The following is a 17,179-nucleotide window of genomic DNA, read 5'->3' as shown; positions in this document are numbered from 1 at the left end:
TATAAAAACTTCAAGAGATTTCGAGCAAGAATCTTATTGAGACATCAGTATAAAGGAATGGGTCTACATATAGGATAGGGGTGGCCTGATTTCTTTACCACCCCAACATTTGACGGAGAACCCGAATAATTCCTTGAATCGCTACCATTTTTCCTTTTTCATACACCGGAGTAGCGTATTCCTCGAACCATTGATATTTTCCTTCCTTATTTCTCCACCGTTGAATAATTGGCTTTTCATAATCAAGATTTCCAGTCATTTTTTTCAAGAGGGTCTCATAATCGTCAGGATGGATTCGTTCAATTGGTTCGAATGGGTTTTGATAACTATCCTGGACTAACCCTTCTCCTAAGTTCGCGTCTAATGAAGGACTTATATATTTGAATTTCCATTCTGGCTTTAGCTCAAAATAATAGATAATGTCTTTCGAATTTTCTGCCAATTGAAAAATTCGTTCAAGTTCATTTATTCGTTTATTGATTCTACGGGCTTTCGGCAACTGAATCATACGATCAAGTAAAATACCAATAACTATACCTCCAAGTAGCCACGACACCGTTGCAGCCCCCTCTCTTCGAATAATCCCTCTTTTTATAAAACACCAGAATCACTTGCAGGTCAATCCAATAATTCAATTTTTTGGATATTAATTATTAAAAAAGAAGCAGGAAATCCTGCTCATATTATTTTATCCTGTTAAAATATCCTCTTTTGGATAACGAATGACGACGCTATCCGGTTTTGTCATCGAGTATGCCAACGTAAGGGGTCCGATTTTTCCAATAAACATAACGATAGCAATCACCATTTTCCCAAAAAGAGATAATTGACTTGTAATGCCCATCGACAGCCCTACCGTTCCAAAGGCAGACACCACTTCAAATAGTGTAGCTAAAAAATGGCCTTGTTCAGTAATAGATAATAAAAAGGTGGATAAAGTGATCACCCCTAAGCTAACGATGGCAATCGCAAGCGCTCGAAACACGATCGTATCGCTAATCGATTTACGAAACAATACAACCTCTTTTCTATTTTTCAAAAAGGCAAATACAAATATGGTGATCGCTAAAAAAGTAGTTAATTTAATACCCCCACCCGTTGAAGTACTTCCAGCACCAATGAACATTAAAATCATTATAAAAAACAATGTTGATTCGTTTAAACTTCCAATGTCTACGGAGTTAAATCCAGCTGTTCTTGGAACAATCCCTTGGAAAAACGACGCTTGCAATTTACCGAACCAAGATAAATTTCCAAGTGTATTTTGATATTCTAGTACGAATATGACCACCATGGAAAAAAGGTTTAAAAAAATCGTCCCAAATAGCATTAATTTCGTATGCAGCTTCAATTGGCGAAAGTCCTTTTTTTCCCATAAATCAATTAAAACCGTAAAGCCTAACCCACCAAGAATAATGAGTAAACTAATGATCAAGTTCACAATCGGGTCAGCAACATACTTCGATAAACTGTCAGACCAAATCGAAAATCCCGCATTGTTAAAAGCTGAAATGGAATGAAAGACGGCGACATACATTCCTTCTTTCCAGCCATATTCCGGCACCCAACGTACCGAAAGTGCACAAAAAGCGACGGCTTCGATGATTAAAGAAACGATTAATATTTTTTTCGCTAACGCGACGACCCCACCGATGGACATATGGTTTAACGATTGCTGAATTAACATCCGCTCTTTTACACCAATGCGTTTACCTACCATTAAAAAAATTAACACGGCAAACGTCATGATTCCGATGCCACCGATTTGAATTAACAGTAAAATGACGACTTCCCCAAACGTAGTAAACGTACTTCCGGTATCAACAACAACTAATCCCGTCACAGTCAGGGCAGATACCGTCGTAAAAAACGCATCCACCCACGAAATTTCCTGCTCAACCGCTATTGGTAGTTTTAATAGCACCGTTCCTAGAACGATAAAACTAAATAAAATGAGAGTTAATAACCTAGCCGGATTCATTTTGAAATATTGTCGTTTTTGAAATTCCATTGTTTAACACCTTTACTTGTAGTAGGATTTGTACAACTTTCGAAGGAAGAATAAAGAAATAAATTACTATTATTGTAATGCTTCGTTTATCATTGGACAAATGCTTGATGACTGCCTTTAAGCATTGAGACACAAAGTTTTAGATTTGGCTCAAAAAATCTTGGATTGGGTTTATAGGACAACGCAATTGGCACATTTTTAACTCAAGAATCCCAACATTAGCTCAGAAAAATCGGATTTTGGCACATAGAACCCGAAATGGGGCTCATAAATACCGATAGGAACATTGATCCCTATGTTCGCGACATTCAAACTAAATGGCCGAGAGAACATGATTTTGTCCATAAAACTGTTATCATGGCCCTTATTTTTCACTAGACAGTTACCTAAGTCTACTCTTTTTTACTTACGAGCGGCCCAGTCAAACCGTTTCATTATGATACATAGAAAGTCGGTCGAGTAACACTTTCGGGTCGGATTCGACGATAATCAGCGAGCGGCTTTTTTCTTGTAAAAATTGCTGTTCGACCATGTGATCAAACAATGATAGAAGTGGTTCATAATATTGATGAACATTTAGCAAGCCAATTGGTTTTTGATGAATACCTATGACCGCCCATGTAAATACTTCAAAAAATTCCTCCATCGTTCCCGGGCCACCTGGTAAAATGATAAATCCGTCAGCTATACTAGCCATCTTCGCTTTACGCTCGTGCATCGTTTCGACCAGAATTAGCTCCGTCAAATGGGGATGCGAAATTTCTCGCTCATGAAGCACATGAGGCATGACTCCAATCACTTCCCCGCCTTCTTCTATCATCGAATCCGCTACAGCGCCCATAAGGCCCACACTACCTCCACCATAAACAAGCGAAAGTCCTCGTTTCACCAACTCTTTCCCTAACTGAATCGCTCCTTCTCGATATTCAGGAGCCACTCCGTTTCTTGAACCGCAAAATACCGCTAGACGTTTCATATCCTTGTCCTCCATTTTTGTTAAAATCTTTACTTTTTATTTTCACTGAAGGTGATTGCTTTCTCAAGTGCCTCCAAAAAAGAAAAGGATACTTCTCTGGGAAGTATCGTGAACTAAATTTTATTGGACATCTTACTAAGGTCTTAAATTTTTAAACTTTTACATCCGGAAAGATACAGGGCCAATTCCTTTATCCTTTCATTTGTTCTTTCTTTCAATATATTGTTGTTCGTATCAATCGTGAAAAACGTGTCCCCTTTAATAATATGGTCAGAAAGGGTGAGGAGTCCGATGGCTTGCTTGCGAAGTTTTTTCGCCACGGCGAGCGTCGTAGCGGTTTCCATATCGACACCTGCATGGCCACGTTTCGCCCATTGTTGCACTAACTCTTTCGTTTCGACCATAATCGCTCCGGTAGTAAAAACCGTCCCAGTGATATACCGATATCCTCGTTTTTCACAAAAATCAATCGCCTCTTCTACTAAACGAGGATCGGCTTTTACCATCTTTTTTTCTGGTAGGTACCAATGCGAAACACCATCAGCCATTTCAGCGCCAGTCACAATCAAAATATCACCAAACTGCACTTCTTCAGCCAGTCCACCGAAATACCCGGTTTGAATGAACCGCTCCGTCCCAAGGATAGCAAATTGATGCGTAATGACCGCCGCGCTTGGACCCCCAAACACATTTGCAAAACCTATTTGCTGATGACCAATCGTTCCAACGATGGTATTCCAGTGGAGTGCACATGTACTCGACTCAAACGTTTTTTCCCATTTCGTTAAGATTTTATTATGATCCCACGCTCCATTAATAATCATAAGGATGGGACATCATGCTCTGCCATTTTAAATGCCTTAAGCCAATCTTCTTTCACAAAATCACCATATAATTTCATCCGTATCTCCTTTATCTACTAAAATTAAAAGTTATCAATCCCTTTTTTCTACTTTTATTTTCACCAAAAGAACAAACGTGTCCTCTTGAATCATACGTTCTACCGCTTCTGGGTCAGAAAGATCATACGTCTCCATACTATTCTCTGTATGGCGAAAGGCCCCTAATATTTTCGTTTCACCTGATGTTAAACGAACCGTCTCTGTACCAACTCCATCCTCCCAACCAGTCATGCCAGATTCAATGATGAATTCCTCTTCTATTTCATGAGGATTAGCTGAAACCCCTGGGCCATAAAGAAAATACAATTGTCCCTCGTCTCCAGGATTGATGATGCCAAATCCCATTGGACCCTCGTTAACTTCTTTTGGGCTATTCCCAAAAGAAAGTTGTGTGATGGGATGGTCGCTTACTTTTTGTCCATTTTTATACCCTTCCACCCAAATGTCGACCCAACTTTGATCGGCTTGCGGAAGTTTTAGATGAAAATCAAATATGTTACCGAGAGCTAATTGATCAAACGTTTGTTTAAAAACGGAATCCTCATTCAACGAAATGTAAGCGACAATATCTTCATCGGTATCGCTGTTCTCTTGGCATCCGCCAAGAATGGCTAGCATGAACGCTATAAAAAACAATGAACCCAAACGGTAAGATGGTTTGGACAAATCATTACCTCCTTTTTGAATCAGACTGAACCTTGTAAGATGCAGCCTGAACCTTATAAAGAAACTTGCTGTTCACTTTTTTCAATACTCGCGGGAAGATGTTTTTGTTTAACCGTCCAATAAATGGATGCACTTAAAAGTAAAAAGGCCGAAAGATAAAAGGCGACACGGACATCCCACATATCGGCAATAGCTCCAAATAAAAGAGACGAGACCCCAAATGTAAAGGAAATCAAGGTGCTTTGTGCTCCATAAATTTTTGGCAACTTTTCCGGTGCCCCTTCTTTTTGCAAGAGGGTATCAATTCCAATAGACTTCATTTGTTCTACGACCCCAATGAAAAAGCTGAGTGCCAAGGCCAATAACGCCCACTCATTGAGCCCAAACCAAAAAGTAATGCCGCTGACAGAAAATGAGGCAACAAGAATGACCTGTTTCATATGACGTTCGATCAAAGTGGCATACTTGGAGCATACAACGCTACCAAGAAGAAGCCCGATAAAGAAGGACGTGTTAATATACCCCCACCAAGCTTCCGTTGCTTGAAGAACCTCTGTCACAAACACATATAAAATTGCCGCAATCCAAACGACATACGCTATCGCCTCAAGAAAAATCACAATATGAATCGTACGAAACAACGGGTGAGACCAAATGATATTCCAACCTTCTTTTAACACATCGCCTGCTTTTTCACGTCGACTTTTCTGAAAAGGGGTCGGATCTACAAGCCCCGTCATCAAAACGGATGAACACACGTATAGGATAAACGTGAACCAAAGAATGTTTGGTCCCCCCATCGCTGCAACGAGTACGCCCCCGAGTCCCCAGCCGCCTAATTGCGTCAACTGCTGAACACCTGAGACCCAACTGTTTGCTTTCACTAGCTCACGTTCATGAACAAGCCGTGGAAGCATCGCTTGTGTAGCTGGCAGCGCCCAACCATCTAAAAAGGCGATGAACGCACCTAACGTTAGAATTACGAACAAGTTCAATTCGGAGGTAACATGCATACCCAAAGCAAGCAAAAGCAATAGGACGGTTTTACTTACTTGTGAACCGACAAGCAAGGATTTTAAAGGAAACCGACTAAACAAAATAGGGGAAATGACCCCGCCTAAAAACCTTCCGAACGTCGTAATAAACGGTAAAAGCGCTAAATAAAACGCCGATTTACTTATTGAATATAAAATGGCGATGAGCCCAACGACATAAAACACGTCACCGAAATTCGCCAGCCCTTGACCAACCCATAAGGAACGAAAAGATTGACTGTTCATCATGACTACCCCTTTTTAATTTATTTTTTGCGTTGAAAAAGGGTAGTTTTTTACACTGGGCGAACACCTCCACTTTGCAAACTTTACAAAATTATAGATGACGCAATTTTTCGAATTTATTAGTTGGAAAATAATTCCCTATTCAGTAATCGGGTAGGATGATGAACAGGTGTCAATCTCCATGTAAAAAAGTCAAACTAGATGAATATAATTACCCAAATCTTCATTTGTATTTTAAAAAATTTACCAAGTTTCATCCAGATGTTCACCATAATATTGGAGTGCTGTTCTGTATTTGAAAATCCACTTGTCATCGGAGGAATGAATACATACCTTTAGTAATGTAGAAACAGCTTCTGAATGTTCTTCCAAGTTGTACAACGTTAGAGCTATAAATGTTTGAAGGGCTAAGTTTGTTGGAAACTCTTTTATCCCTTTCTTGAATACTTGCTTAGCCTTTTCATACTCACCTATGCATCTGTAACTACTACCTAGTTGAACATACGTGGCCTCACGAAGTTCGCCTTCAATTTGACACACTAGTGCTTGTTCATAATACGGTATCGCTTCTCTTTCTATACCTAACGCATCGTGGGCGGAGGCACAATAAAAGTTAAGTTCGGGATGATCAGGTTGTTTTTCTAATAGTTTTAGAAGCGTTGTTCGGGCTTTTTCAAATTCGTTATTTTCTAATAGCTTTTTTACTTCATATAACATCGTATTCACCTCTATAATTCCCACGTAAACCAGCGACCATGGCCATCCGTTTCTCCAACAGTAGTCTTGTATTCTTTTTTATTGATAAAGTAATCAAGATGGAGTTTTCGGTCCCACATATTGTTATAAAGATGAAACACCTCTCTTGTTTGGCCAATCGTCCGAATGTTTTCTATCAATTGTTTTTTCCTTTCTTCTGGTATTTGATTGGCGACGTGAGTATGAAAGATACATAGAACTGAGTCATGAGGAATTTGCTTTTCCATTTCAAGGAGTAATAATACTCCATCCCCTTCCATCAACTGCAATGGTTGATTTTTCACACAACTAGCCGCTTTTTCAAACAGCTTTCGTCGCTCTTTATGTTCAGGCCAAATTAATGCTTTGAGCCATAACTCATCTTCATGGTTGTTAAGATCATTTATATACAAATCAATTCCAATTCTTTGAACCACTGGCGGACTTTTTTCTATAAAGAACGGTTGCCGATTTCCTTTTATTTCAGAAGTAATGTGTACTTTAGACTCTACGTTCCCATACCGTTTATTCGTTCCATACGAATAACTGTATTGGTCCCATAACAGCTGGAATCCGGCACTCGTTCCAATCTCCACGAGTGCTAACGGCTTTTTTACTTGATCGTAAATAAAACAAAAAACAGGGTACAAATAAGCACAACGTCTGACTTCGTTCGTTTGGACAAGTTTTTGTTGAAGAATCGGGATTATCTCCTGCTTGTTTTGTAAACAAAATTCCCGGAAAGAAGAGAAGGATTCTGTGACATCTTTTGGATGCTCTACTAAACTCGTATAATATTCACGAAGTTCATGTTTCTTTCCTTTCAGTAACAAGTAGTGAACCGCACCGAATAATAAGTTAGGAACAGGCTGACCAGGTCGAGTGTGTGCAGCTAATTCCAGCAGTTCGTCATCTTCAGCTATATTTATGGACAAATGCTCATATAACTCGGATGACCCTTTACATTCTATTTCGGCAAAATGACGAAATCGCTGGGACAGGATCTCTTTTTCCACTAACCGTTCCCCCTCGCTTTCCAAAAGACATGAAAAATCAAATAATTAAAGACATTGACACTGTATTACAAAATAAGCCAGTTTTTTTATAGTATCTATGCCACTATTCTGAATGACAAATAAAAGGGTAATGAGTTTATAATTTTAAAATCTTCTTTTGATATAAAAATCCACCGCCCACCTATCAATCAAAAAATATTTCCATGTTGCCCAATTATAGTATAATTAATACAGAATATTATGAATATTTTATAATTAAAAGTCGTTTTTTCAGTAATTAAAAGGGAGATAAAAAGATTCTTTCTTTAATAAAATCCTAAACTACATTAATTTTCCATGATAGGGGGAAATGGGATGAAAAATACTCCGTTAAATAGTAATTCGTTACCGACGAATTTAGGAAAGCCGAGAGTACCATTAATCAATGTTTTTAAATTTATTGTTTACAGTGCTATTGGGATTTTTATGTTTTTTATTCCGGTCACCATTGGAGAAAAATCATCGATTATGCTTGATCATATTGTAAGTACGATTCAAAAAAGCGTTCCGTCCGTATTACCTTATTACGCATTGATTGTCATTTTTCTCGGAGCCTTATACCCTTTTTATACTAAAAAATGGAATTCTAGTAAAGTGAACATCGCGTTCTCTATATTGAAAATTTTAGGTCTTATAGCAGCTATATTATTAATATTAAAAACAGGTCCTTCTTGGTTGTTTGCCCCAAATATGGGTCCATTCTTATTTGAAAAGCTTGTTATTTCTGTTGGCTTGCTTGTTCCAATTGGTTCTGTATTTCTTGCGCTATTAGTGGGATATGGCTTACTTGAATTTATCGGAGTACTTCTGCAGCCGGTGATGAGACCGATTTGGAAGACGCCAGGCCGTTCTGCGATTGACGCTGTTGCCTCATTTGTGGGCAGCTATTCCATCGGTTTACTTATCACGAATCGAGTATTTAAAGAAGGAAAGTATACGATTAAAGAAGCAGCGATTATTGCAACAGGTTTTTCAACGGTATCTGCCACGTTTATGGTTGTTGTCGCCAAAACGCTTGGCTTAATGGAAATGTGGAATATATACTTTTGGACAACATTAATCGTGACGTTTATTGTAACCGCTATCACAGTCCGCATCTGGCCGTTAAAATCAATGAGTGATGAGTATTTTAACGGATTAAAAGGAAAACAAGAAGAGGTCGTGAAAGGAAATCGAGTTCAAAAAGCTTGGGAAGAAGCAATGGCCGCTGCGGAAAAATCGCCTTCTTTATGGAAAAATATTTATCAAAATTTAAAAGATGGATTTATTATGACCATGTCCATTTTACCGTCGATTATGTCTGTCGGCTTGCTTGGACTTGTCTTGGCAGAATATACCCCGCTATTTGATTGGCTTGGTTACATCTTCTATCCTTTCACCGCATTATTACAACTTCCAGAGCCTATGCTTGCAGCCAAGGCGGTAGCGATCTCCATAGCCGAAATGTTTTTACCAGCACTGCTCGTAACAGAAGCCGCGCTCGTAACCAAGTTTGTTATTGGAGTGGTTTCTGTATCGGCAATTATTTTCTTCTCTGCGCTTGTACCATGTATTTTATCAACCGAAATTCCAATTTCCATCACGAAAATGCTTGTTATTTGGGTTGAACGAGTTGTGCTCACAATTATTATTGTGACACCTTTAGCATTTTTACTTCTGTAAACATCGGTATCCAGCAAAAAGAGGGGGCTTAAATTAGCCCCCTCTTTTTACGTTTCGCTCTATTTTGCAAATGGTCTCAAACGCGTTCATCCAGTTTGGATTCCGTACCTCCGTCGTTTACCTATCTACTTTCTTTAACCGTGTTACTTGAATAAACATTTCTGGAGTGGACATGCTAAACGGTGGAAAAGGAGTTGATGAGGGATGGCACAAGAAAGAATTGTTGCTGTGAAAAAAAATGGGGATGGCGACATTATTAAATTTAAAACGTCTTCCGGTCGTGTGCTCTGGTATCACGAAGCGCTGCAGGAAGTCGAACGTGGAGCGATTTCAGGGGTCAATATTTTTAAAGGCAAAGACGGTGAACATTATATTCGCAGCAATGCTGATGGGGACCCAACAAACAATTTAGACAACTTACCGACATTTTCTTAAAAAGGAGCGGTTAATATGACGAAAAAATATAATAAAGGAAGCATGAATCAAAACTCACCAAAGCACACCGATCCACTATCAACGAACCCAACGAGTGGCGATAATAGTAAAGGGAATAAGCATAATAAAGATCAAAATGATAAAAGCGAAGGGGTCTGATTCATATCAGATCCTTTTTTGTGAAAAGAAATCGAATTAGAGATAACTAAAGGACCTGTTGAAATCTTTGCCATCTGGGAGTATGAAAGCTTTGAGGATTATGAAAAAATTGAAGAAAAAGTAAGAAGTGATCAAGCACATGTTGAGCGTGTGAAAGCCTGGTATGACCAGCATGGCGGCAGAGAACACGTATGGAAACATTATTTATTAGAAGTGAAGAATGAGCAAATAGTGTCAACAGTGGTTAAGGAAAATAGCCAGGCTCGTTAACATCAGAAAATCCCACCGTCAAATGATTGAGGGTGGGATTTTTTTACATCTTGACACATCTTGGTCCATGAAATACATTTTAGGCTGTTTATCAAAATCCCCCTTTATCTACCAGTTCATTAAATAACAAAGGTACATAATAGACCATTCCTTTTACAATGATATGTGCAAGTAATGCAATGGGAGCTTGTAAAATAAAGCCTAAACATAAAAATAAAAGAAACTTTCTCACGGTTAATAATTGCTCATGAATCAAGTATTTTAGCGTAATGAAGGAATAGGGATAGATAATAACGATCGATGTAATGATCCCTGGCACATAGCTTTGAAATAAAATCAATTGGATTAGATGACCGATTCCATTAGCTAAAAATATGCCAGGTACTAAAAAGGAAAAGAAAGTCTTAGATTCCAAACCTAAAAAGCGTTTATTCTTTGAAGCTTTATAGCATCCTATGAACGTAAATATCCATAAAAGCAAAAAGGCCAAAGTAAACTCTAAGGTTGTTATTTTAATCGGTACGACATCCGAATGCTTCGTAAGAAACTCCTCTACAGTTAAAATTTCTTCCACATCATGAATGAAATACAGTAATGGAAAAAGCCAAATCAACCAATTGAGTTTGGAAATAGGAATGTTCATTTTCTACCACTTTGTAATAACATTTAAAACAGAGGGGAAGCTGTAAAAATTCATACTAAAAAGTCCCCCTCTTTGTTTAATCATCGGTATTATTTCTCCATTATCTTCACGAATTCCCGCTTTTTCTTCATTAATTCTGTTAGTTCCTCATCAATTTTTTGATATTCCTCTGTACCTGGTGTTAGTAAACTAATGTTCCCGAGCAGCTCCGTTATTTTCGTTTCGATAATGGCTAATTCATTTGCTAGCTGATTTTTCGTTAGAGCCTTCTCTTTATCACGATTTTCACTATATTCCTTCAACCCGCTTTCGATTCGTTTAATTTGTTGGTTGTCAATGACTAATAACTTGTTACATATTTTTTCGATAAAATAACGGTCATGGGACACGACCAGCAGTGTTCCTGGAAAGTCGAGGAGCGTTTCTTCTAGTTGCTCACGGCTTGGAAGGTCTAAATGATTGGTCGGTTCGTCTAAAATAAGCAAGTCGATGTCGTGTAGAATCATCTTCACCAGTTTTACTTTCGTACACTCCCCTAAACTTAACGCGCTGATCGGTTTTGTAACTTTTTCTTTTAGTCCGACGTTCGCTAATATCGTACGTGCCTGTGCTATTCGCTCTCGGTCGACTACATCGAGATATTGGAGCACCGTTTGTTCGAGTGGAAGGTCATTGACATCTTGGCTTAAATAGGCGATTCGAAGCGATTGGCTTTTCCATAAGGAGCCGCTTGTGGTATTCTCTTCACCTAGCAACATTTTGAGTAACGTCGTTTTCCCAGCCCCGTTCGGACCTAATAAGCCAACCTTTTCTCCGTGATTGATATAGAAATAACTAGATTGAAATAGTATGCGGTCTTGAAACTGTTTTGATAGTTCTGTTGCTTCCACTACACGTTTGCCTCGTTTTTCCCCTCCTTGAAAATGAAACGTAACGGACATTTCGTCCTTCGGCTTTTCCGCTTTGTTTTTGGTCAGCTCTTGTTCCAGTCGTTTTAATTTCGATTTAACTTGCTGATCTTTTTTCTTTGCTTTAACGCGGCCATATTCCTTTTGCCGAATTTCCGCACCGACTCCCACTTTTCCTGCCATTCGATGGGCTTTATCGGACCATTGCTTTAACCGAGCTACTTGCTTTTCAATCGTTTGAATTTTCCGCTGTTGTTTTTCATACTCTCGTTGTTGCTTTTCTATTTGATGCTTCTTTTCCTCCCGATACACCGTATAGTTGCCTTCATAAATGGTTAATCGGCCATCTTCCAGTTCAAAAATTTTCGTCACCGTTTCATCTAAAAAGTAGCGATCATGGGAGATGATCAAGGCCGCCCCTTCATAGGATTTCATTTCATTTATCAGCCACTTCACACCTTGCAAATCTAAGTGATTCGTCGGTTCGTCTAAAATAAGGAACTCTGGATGTTGAGACCAAATAGAGGCTAATGAAAGCTTCAAGCGCTCCCCATTACTAAGCTGTCGATACCGCTCGCCTTCCCAACCAACATGTTTTTGTACTCCTAACTTACTAATGATATGAAAAAAATCTTCGGACACTTCTTCTGTTAAATCTGTTTGGTCAGTCGATTGCGGTAAATATCCAATTTTTAGATGTAAAGGGATAAAGGTGATGGACCCTTGATCCGGATCAAGCTCCTTCATTAACATTTTCACTAACGTCGTTTTCCCGGCTCCGTTCCAACCGATTAACCCGATTTTTTCACCTTTTTGTATGTCAAACTGAATATCTTTTAATATGACACGCTCACCGAAGCTTTTAGAGACCTTCCGAACTTGAATCATTGTCATCGATTGCTCACCTCATTCTTTAAAAAATAAAAAGACACCACTCCAGAAATCTAGAGTGGTGTCATCCCTATGAAAGATAGACGTGTCCCGATAAGCCAAGAATGACCTAAAACATACGTATCCTTATGTTCGGTAAAAACAGCGTATATCCTAAAAAAGGGCAGACTAATCCCATCTCTAGATTTCTCATCATATGAAAATGAAATCTAAAAATAGGATTAGTACTTCATGCCCCCGTTCATGCTCCTTCCATTAATTTCTATAATTAAGTATAAATATTCTAATTATTTAGTGTCAATAGTTGGATACGAATCAACCTTCCCATATCTCCCACCGCCCCCAGCATGAATAGAAAGCTGGCCTGTTCGCGCAAGAACGATTAGGTGAGCTAACTTTGGTCCGATAACTTCGGTGAGCTCTTCCTCTGTGGTGCCATGTAACACACGCATTTCGGTTCCAAAATGGTCGAGCAGCTTTTGATACGTTTTTTTCCCAAGACCCGGGATAAACTCTAACGGCACTTGGTAAATATACGGTGGCCGATTGGACGGAGGTGTACTAGCTGTTTTTAATTCTTGAATCCGGTCGGACACGCCTTTAATTTTTTGCTGATGACCGCACATTTGGCAAGGGTTCTGTTCGTTTTCGATCGGATGAAAACAGTTCGCACAGGTCGTTTGATAATATTTTCCTAGGAGCGGGTTCAATCCGAAATTGGCGATAATTCCGCGTCCATCTTCCTCTTTGAACGCTTTTTTTAGCTCGGTGAAAGTCGGAGCGTTCATGCGAATGATTTGATATTCTCGGGCGATTTTTCCGAGCGAATGGGCATCGGAATTGGTGACATACGGATAGCAGTGCAGTTCGGCTAATTGGTCGGCCATTTTCGTATCCGCGCTTAACCCTAACTCTACCGCATCAATAAGGTCAGGATCGAACACTTCGCGTAAACTTTTTTGTACACCTTTTCCGTACAGGCTTTTAAAAGGGGTAAACGCATGCGCCGGGATAAACATACCACCTAACTCTTTCACGAAGGTTTGTAACTCGGTACCAGTTTCATAAATACGCTGCGAGCTTAACGTAATATTTTTCACCCGGCTTTCGAGCCATTTGGAAAAGGTACGCATCGTTTGGATGGTTGGTAAAAATACAAGCACATGAATGGGTCCATGGCACCGCTCATCGTAAATTTCTAATTCGCTTCCTAAAAGAAGGGTGATATCGTTGGTGATGATGCCGCCTTCTGGGTGCTCCATCATTTGTTGTTGTTCGATGGCTTGTTCCAATTCGTCCAGAACTTCGGGCACATGACAATCAATCACCCCGACCATGTCCAATCCTTTTGTTTTGGAAGATTCTTTTAAAATATTAGTGAGCGTTAACGTTTTGGCGCCGGTAATTTTGACCGGCTTTCCTGATGCGGTTCGGCCGATATGAATATGTAAGTCTACGTAATAGGTGTTCATTTAGATGCTCCTTACGTTGGTTGTTTCAAAGATGCCTTTTGATCAGTTTGAGCACTTGTTCCCAATAATTTGGTGGATGGGGTAAAAACCGGTCTTTTGTGACACGTTTCTTTATATTTATTTTATCTCCACTATCTGACAGGACAAAGCCTTCTACTGTTATTTCATCTCGCCCTCCTAACCATAGCTCACAAAATGAGTAAAATTCTGCTTTCATGATTCCAGCTACTTCTTCTTTTTGTAAAACAAAAGTTTCATCCAAGTTTTCTTCACTAATATAAAGAAAGACGTTTCCTAACTCACGGTCAATAAAATGTTTACTAATAATTTCGTCTTTAACGACACCGAGTGGAATGAGCTGCTTAAAAGATAGGTTAATTCCTAATTCTTCTTGTACTTCTCTAACCCCATCCTGAACCGTCTCATGTTCTAATAGATGACCAGCAGCTGTAATATCTAACAGACTAGGAAAATCACGTTTTTGATTACTGCGAAGTTGAAAATGGATGAAGTCCTTCCCGTCTTCCTTACTGATAATCCAACAATGAAACGTTTCGTGCCAATGCCCTTTTTGATGCACCTCTTCACGAGTTGCGCTGCCAATTAAGTGATGTTGTTCGTCGAATATGTTTAGTTTTTCTGTCTTCATGGACCCTTACCTATTTAGCTTCCAGATTGAGTTGCCAAGAAACCCCATATCGATCTTCTACCCAAGCGAACTTTGGACTGAATGGATAAGAAGCTAAAGGCATTAATACGTTGCCATTTTGAGATAATTTTTCAAATAACTTATCTATTTCTTCTTCTGTATCACACGTTACAAACAGGGACATCGCCGGAGTAAAAGGATGATGCTCCCCACTTGAGTTATCGATACACATGAACGGTTGACCTTTAATAGTGAAAGTTGCATGTAACACTTTACCGTTTTCATGATACGAAACATGATTGATTTCTGATTGGTCAAATATAGAAATATAAAAATTCATAGCCTCTTCCGCTTGCCCATTAAACATTAAAAACGGTGTAATTTTTGAAGCATGTTTCATTTTTAAATTGCCTCCTTTTTTCTTTTGGGGACATCTTTTGGGGACAGTCCCGCGGTGCTTTAAAGCACCGCGGGACTGTCCCTCACTACTTTAAAGTTTTAAAATCTTAAAAACCCACCTTCCGAATGAATGACTTGTCCGGTGATCCATTCAGCTTCGTCGCTTGCGAGGAAGGCGACTAATCGGGCGGCGTCTTCAGGGAGTCCGATACGTCCTTTTGGAAATTTAGACTTGAGATGCTTCTTGATATCTTCTGTCATCCATCCGGTGTCGGTTGGTCCTGGATTAACGGCATTGACAGTTATCCCAAGTGGAGCGAGTTCGGCTGACAACGTAAGCGTAAAAGCTGAAATGGCTCCTTTGGTCGCAGCGTAGGCTAACTCCCCTATCATCGGACCTTTATCTTGGCCTGAGGTCATATTAATGATTCGACCAGAAGTCAGATTTAACTTTTGAAACCTCCGAGCAAATTCGACACAAAGCAAGAAAGTTCCTCTCATATTGACGGCGTAATGGTCATCCAACAGCTTCGCATCTAATTGTTCATACCCATCTCTTTCCGAGTGAGCTGCATTGTTAACCAATATGGCCGGAAACCCCATCCGTTCAGAAACAATATCTAACAGCTCACTAGGAGCTTCAACATCCGATAGATCATAATCTACACTTTCACAACGGACACCCGTCGAACGGATTTCGTTTGTAAAATCCCGCACCCACTCTTCATCACTTTTCCAATGGGTAAAAAAAATATCCACTCCTTTTTTGGCAAACTCACGGCAAATAGCCGCCCCAATTCCTTTACGATGGCTGACACCCGTTACAACAGCAATTTTTCCTTTCATACAATCGCCCCTAATTTAATCAAATCTGGTTTATATTATACCTTTAATTTTACAATATTTGGACAAAACTTTTTTGTGGTACAAAGAAGGAATGGAGAAAGATTTATTGAATATATTTGGAATATTTTTCTTAAAAAAGAAGGGAACGTTTATGCAAATGAAAAGTAAACTCCATACATGGAAGAATCCACTCCTCTTGCTAATCGGAATAGGAGTGGCCAACGTAGGTAGTTGGATTTATTTTATCGCCCTAAATTTAATTGTGTTAGATATGACCGGATCACCACTGGCCGTATCGGGATTGTATATCATCAAACCTTTTGCTGCTTTAGTGACGAACGTTTGGTCTGGAAGCCTCATTGATCGGTTTAATAAACGGAATTTGATGATTGGTTTAGACTTTACCCGTGCCCTTCTCATCTTTTGGTTACCTTTTGTCGATTCATTATGGGCAATCTATGTTTTTGTATTTTTTATCAACATGGCCGGCGCGATGTTTGAACCGACCTCTAGGACCTATATTATCCAATTAATCCAACCTGAAGATCGCAAACGATTCAATTCCCTTCGAAGCTTAATCGACTCAGGTGGATTTCTCATCGGTCCTGCCATTGCCGGATTGTTATTTTTGATCGGCACTCCTTCTCTTGCTATTTTTATAAATGCGGCGGCTTTATTTTTGTCAGGATGGATTACTTTCTTTTTACCGAACCTTGAATCGAATAGGGCGGCACCAACGGCCAAATTTTCTTTTAATCTATTAAAAAAGGATTGGGCAATCGTCATCGATTTTAGCCGCAAGTCCGCTTATATCATGCTTGTCTACTTTTTATTTAGCTGTTTAGTCGTCCTCATGACGGCAGTCGATTCATTGGAAGCTGCGTTTTCAAAAGAAATTTTATTATTGTCTGATACGGAATACGGGTTTCTTGTCAGTGTGGCGGGGGCAGGTGTTGTCGTTGGGGCGCTCGTCAACGTAATGACGGTAAAGAAAATGACGACGTCCCTGCTCATCGGCTTAGGATCAGTCTTCGTCTCGATTGGCTATCTCATTTATGCTTTTTCGAACGGATTTTTATTAGCGGCTATCGGCTTTTTTGTTCTATCCTTTTTTCTCGCTTTCGCTAATACAGGATTTCAAACTTTGTCTCATCACCATATTCTGTGATGTTCACACAATTCCGGCAATAAGTTAGCGAGATTGATACTCAATCTAGAGT

The 17,179-nt window shown here is 39.4% G+C and carries 17 protein-coding genes and 1 pseudogene; 4 read left to right on the top strand and 14 right to left on the bottom strand.

All coding sequences use genetic code 11. From position 1 onward, the window contains the following. Nucleotides 1-94 precede the first annotated feature (94 nt). The 8 genes and pseudogenes from H0Z31_15265 to H0Z31_15230 form a co-directional block, all read right to left on the bottom strand. Complete coding sequence (locus H0Z31_15265; protein ID MBO8178784.1) at nucleotides 95-556, bottom strand: PAS domain-containing protein; 462 nt, start codon at nucleotides 554-556, stop codon at nucleotides 95-97. A 132-nt stretch (nucleotides 557-688) separates the two neighbouring features. Further along, the gene (locus H0Z31_15260) at nucleotides 689-2,011 is read right to left on the bottom strand and encodes a Ktr system potassium transporter B (protein MBO8178783.1); all 1,323 of its coding nucleotides are present in this window, start codon (nucleotides 2,009-2,011) and stop codon (nucleotides 689-691) included. 421 nt (nucleotides 2,012-2,432) lie between these two features. Further along, nucleotides 2,433-2,987: a TIGR00730 family Rossman fold protein gene (locus H0Z31_15255; GenBank protein MBO8178782.1), complete on the bottom strand. Its 555-nt coding sequence runs from the start codon at nucleotides 2,985-2,987 to the stop codon at nucleotides 2,433-2,435. A gap of 143 nt (nucleotides 2,988-3,130) precedes the next feature. Further along, nucleotides 3,131-3,888: pseudogene (locus H0Z31_15250) on the bottom strand (uridine phosphorylase). Nucleotides 3,889-3,922: 34 nt separating this feature from the next. Then, on the bottom strand, nucleotides 3,923-4,555 hold the full coding sequence (locus H0Z31_15245) for a hypothetical protein (protein ID MBO8178781.1): 633 nt from the start codon (nucleotides 4,553-4,555) through the stop codon (nucleotides 3,923-3,925). 53 nt (nucleotides 4,556-4,608) lie between these two features. Continuing rightward, nucleotides 4,609-5,835, bottom strand: a complete 1,227-nt coding sequence (locus H0Z31_15240) for an MFS transporter (GenBank protein ID MBO8178780.1) — start codon at nucleotides 5,833-5,835, stop codon at nucleotides 4,609-4,611. A gap of 243 nt (nucleotides 5,836-6,078) precedes the next feature. Next, entirely contained in the window at nucleotides 6,079-6,552 is a 474-nt protein-coding gene (locus H0Z31_15235; protein MBO8178779.1) for a tetratricopeptide repeat protein, read from the bottom strand. 11 nt (nucleotides 6,553-6,563) lie between these two features. Then, complete coding sequence (locus H0Z31_15230) at nucleotides 6,564-7,586, bottom strand: DUF2332 domain-containing protein (GenBank protein ID MBO8178778.1); 1,023 nt, start codon at nucleotides 7,584-7,586, stop codon at nucleotides 6,564-6,566. A gap of 354 nt (nucleotides 7,587-7,940) precedes the next feature. On the opposite strand from H0Z31_15230, the gene H0Z31_15225 reads away from it, so the two are divergent. The 3 genes from H0Z31_15225 (at nucleotide 7,941) to H0Z31_15215 (ending at nucleotide 9,881) form a co-directional block, all read left to right on the top strand. Next, a complete protein-coding gene (locus H0Z31_15225; protein ID MBO8178777.1) occupies nucleotides 7,941-9,287 on the top strand; it encodes a YjiH family protein in 1,347 nt (448 codons plus the stop codon). A 204-nt stretch (nucleotides 9,288-9,491) separates the two neighbouring features. Beyond that, a complete protein-coding gene (locus H0Z31_15220) occupies nucleotides 9,492-9,722 on the top strand; it encodes a DUF3892 domain-containing protein (protein MBO8178776.1) in 231 nt (76 codons plus the stop codon). Nucleotides 9,723-9,737: 15 nt separating this feature from the next. Further along, entirely contained in the window at nucleotides 9,738-9,881 is a 144-nt protein-coding gene (locus H0Z31_15215) for a hypothetical protein (GenBank protein MBO8178775.1), read from the top strand. Between the two features lie 361 nt (nucleotides 9,882-10,242). Here the strand turns inward: H0Z31_15215 and H0Z31_15210 are convergent, their stop codons facing one another. From H0Z31_15210 to H0Z31_15185, 6 genes are all read right to left on the bottom strand, one after another. Next, entirely contained in the window at nucleotides 10,243-10,794 is a 552-nt protein-coding gene (locus H0Z31_15210) for an HXXEE domain-containing protein (GenBank protein MBO8178774.1), read from the bottom strand. Nucleotides 10,795-10,883: 89 nt separating this feature from the next. Beyond that, a complete protein-coding gene (gene abc-f / locus H0Z31_15205; GenBank protein ID MBO8178773.1) occupies nucleotides 10,884-12,596 on the bottom strand; it encodes an ABC-F type ribosomal protection protein in 1,713 nt (570 codons plus the stop codon). 284 nt (nucleotides 12,597-12,880) lie between these two features. After that, nucleotides 12,881-14,065 (bottom strand): TIGR00375 family protein, encoded by a 1,185-nt coding sequence (locus tag H0Z31_15200; GenBank protein MBO8178772.1) that lies wholly within the window; start codon nucleotides 14,063-14,065, stop codon nucleotides 12,881-12,883. 25 nt (nucleotides 14,066-14,090) lie between these two features. Next, the gene (locus H0Z31_15195) at nucleotides 14,091-14,714 is read right to left on the bottom strand and encodes an NUDIX domain-containing protein (GenBank protein MBO8178771.1); all 624 of its coding nucleotides are present in this window, start codon (nucleotides 14,712-14,714) and stop codon (nucleotides 14,091-14,093) included. 10 nt (nucleotides 14,715-14,724) lie between these two features. Further along, complete coding sequence (locus tag H0Z31_15190) at nucleotides 14,725-15,114, bottom strand: VOC family protein (GenBank protein MBO8178770.1); 390 nt, start codon at nucleotides 15,112-15,114, stop codon at nucleotides 14,725-14,727. 98 nt (nucleotides 15,115-15,212) lie between these two features. Further along, complete coding sequence (locus tag H0Z31_15185; GenBank protein MBO8178769.1) at nucleotides 15,213-15,959, bottom strand: SDR family oxidoreductase; 747 nt, start codon at nucleotides 15,957-15,959, stop codon at nucleotides 15,213-15,215. Nucleotides 15,960-16,116: 157 nt separating this feature from the next. Here H0Z31_15185 and H0Z31_15180 point away from each other — a divergent pair, with 157 nt between their 5' ends. Beyond that, nucleotides 16,117-17,127 carry an MFS transporter gene (locus H0Z31_15180; protein ID MBO8178768.1) on the top strand — a complete coding sequence of 337 codons (1,011 nt, stop codon included), beginning with the start codon at nucleotides 16,117-16,119 and terminating at the stop codon, nucleotides 17,125-17,127. Nucleotides 17,128-17,179: the final 52 nt, after the last annotated feature.

Source organism: Bacillus sp. (in: firmicutes), from assembly GCA_017656295.1.
GTDB lineage: Bacteria > Bacillota > Bacilli > Bacillales > JACDOC01 > JACDOC01.
Note: the sequence above shows the minus strand (reverse complement) of the source record. Positions and strands in the feature narration are given on the sequence as shown.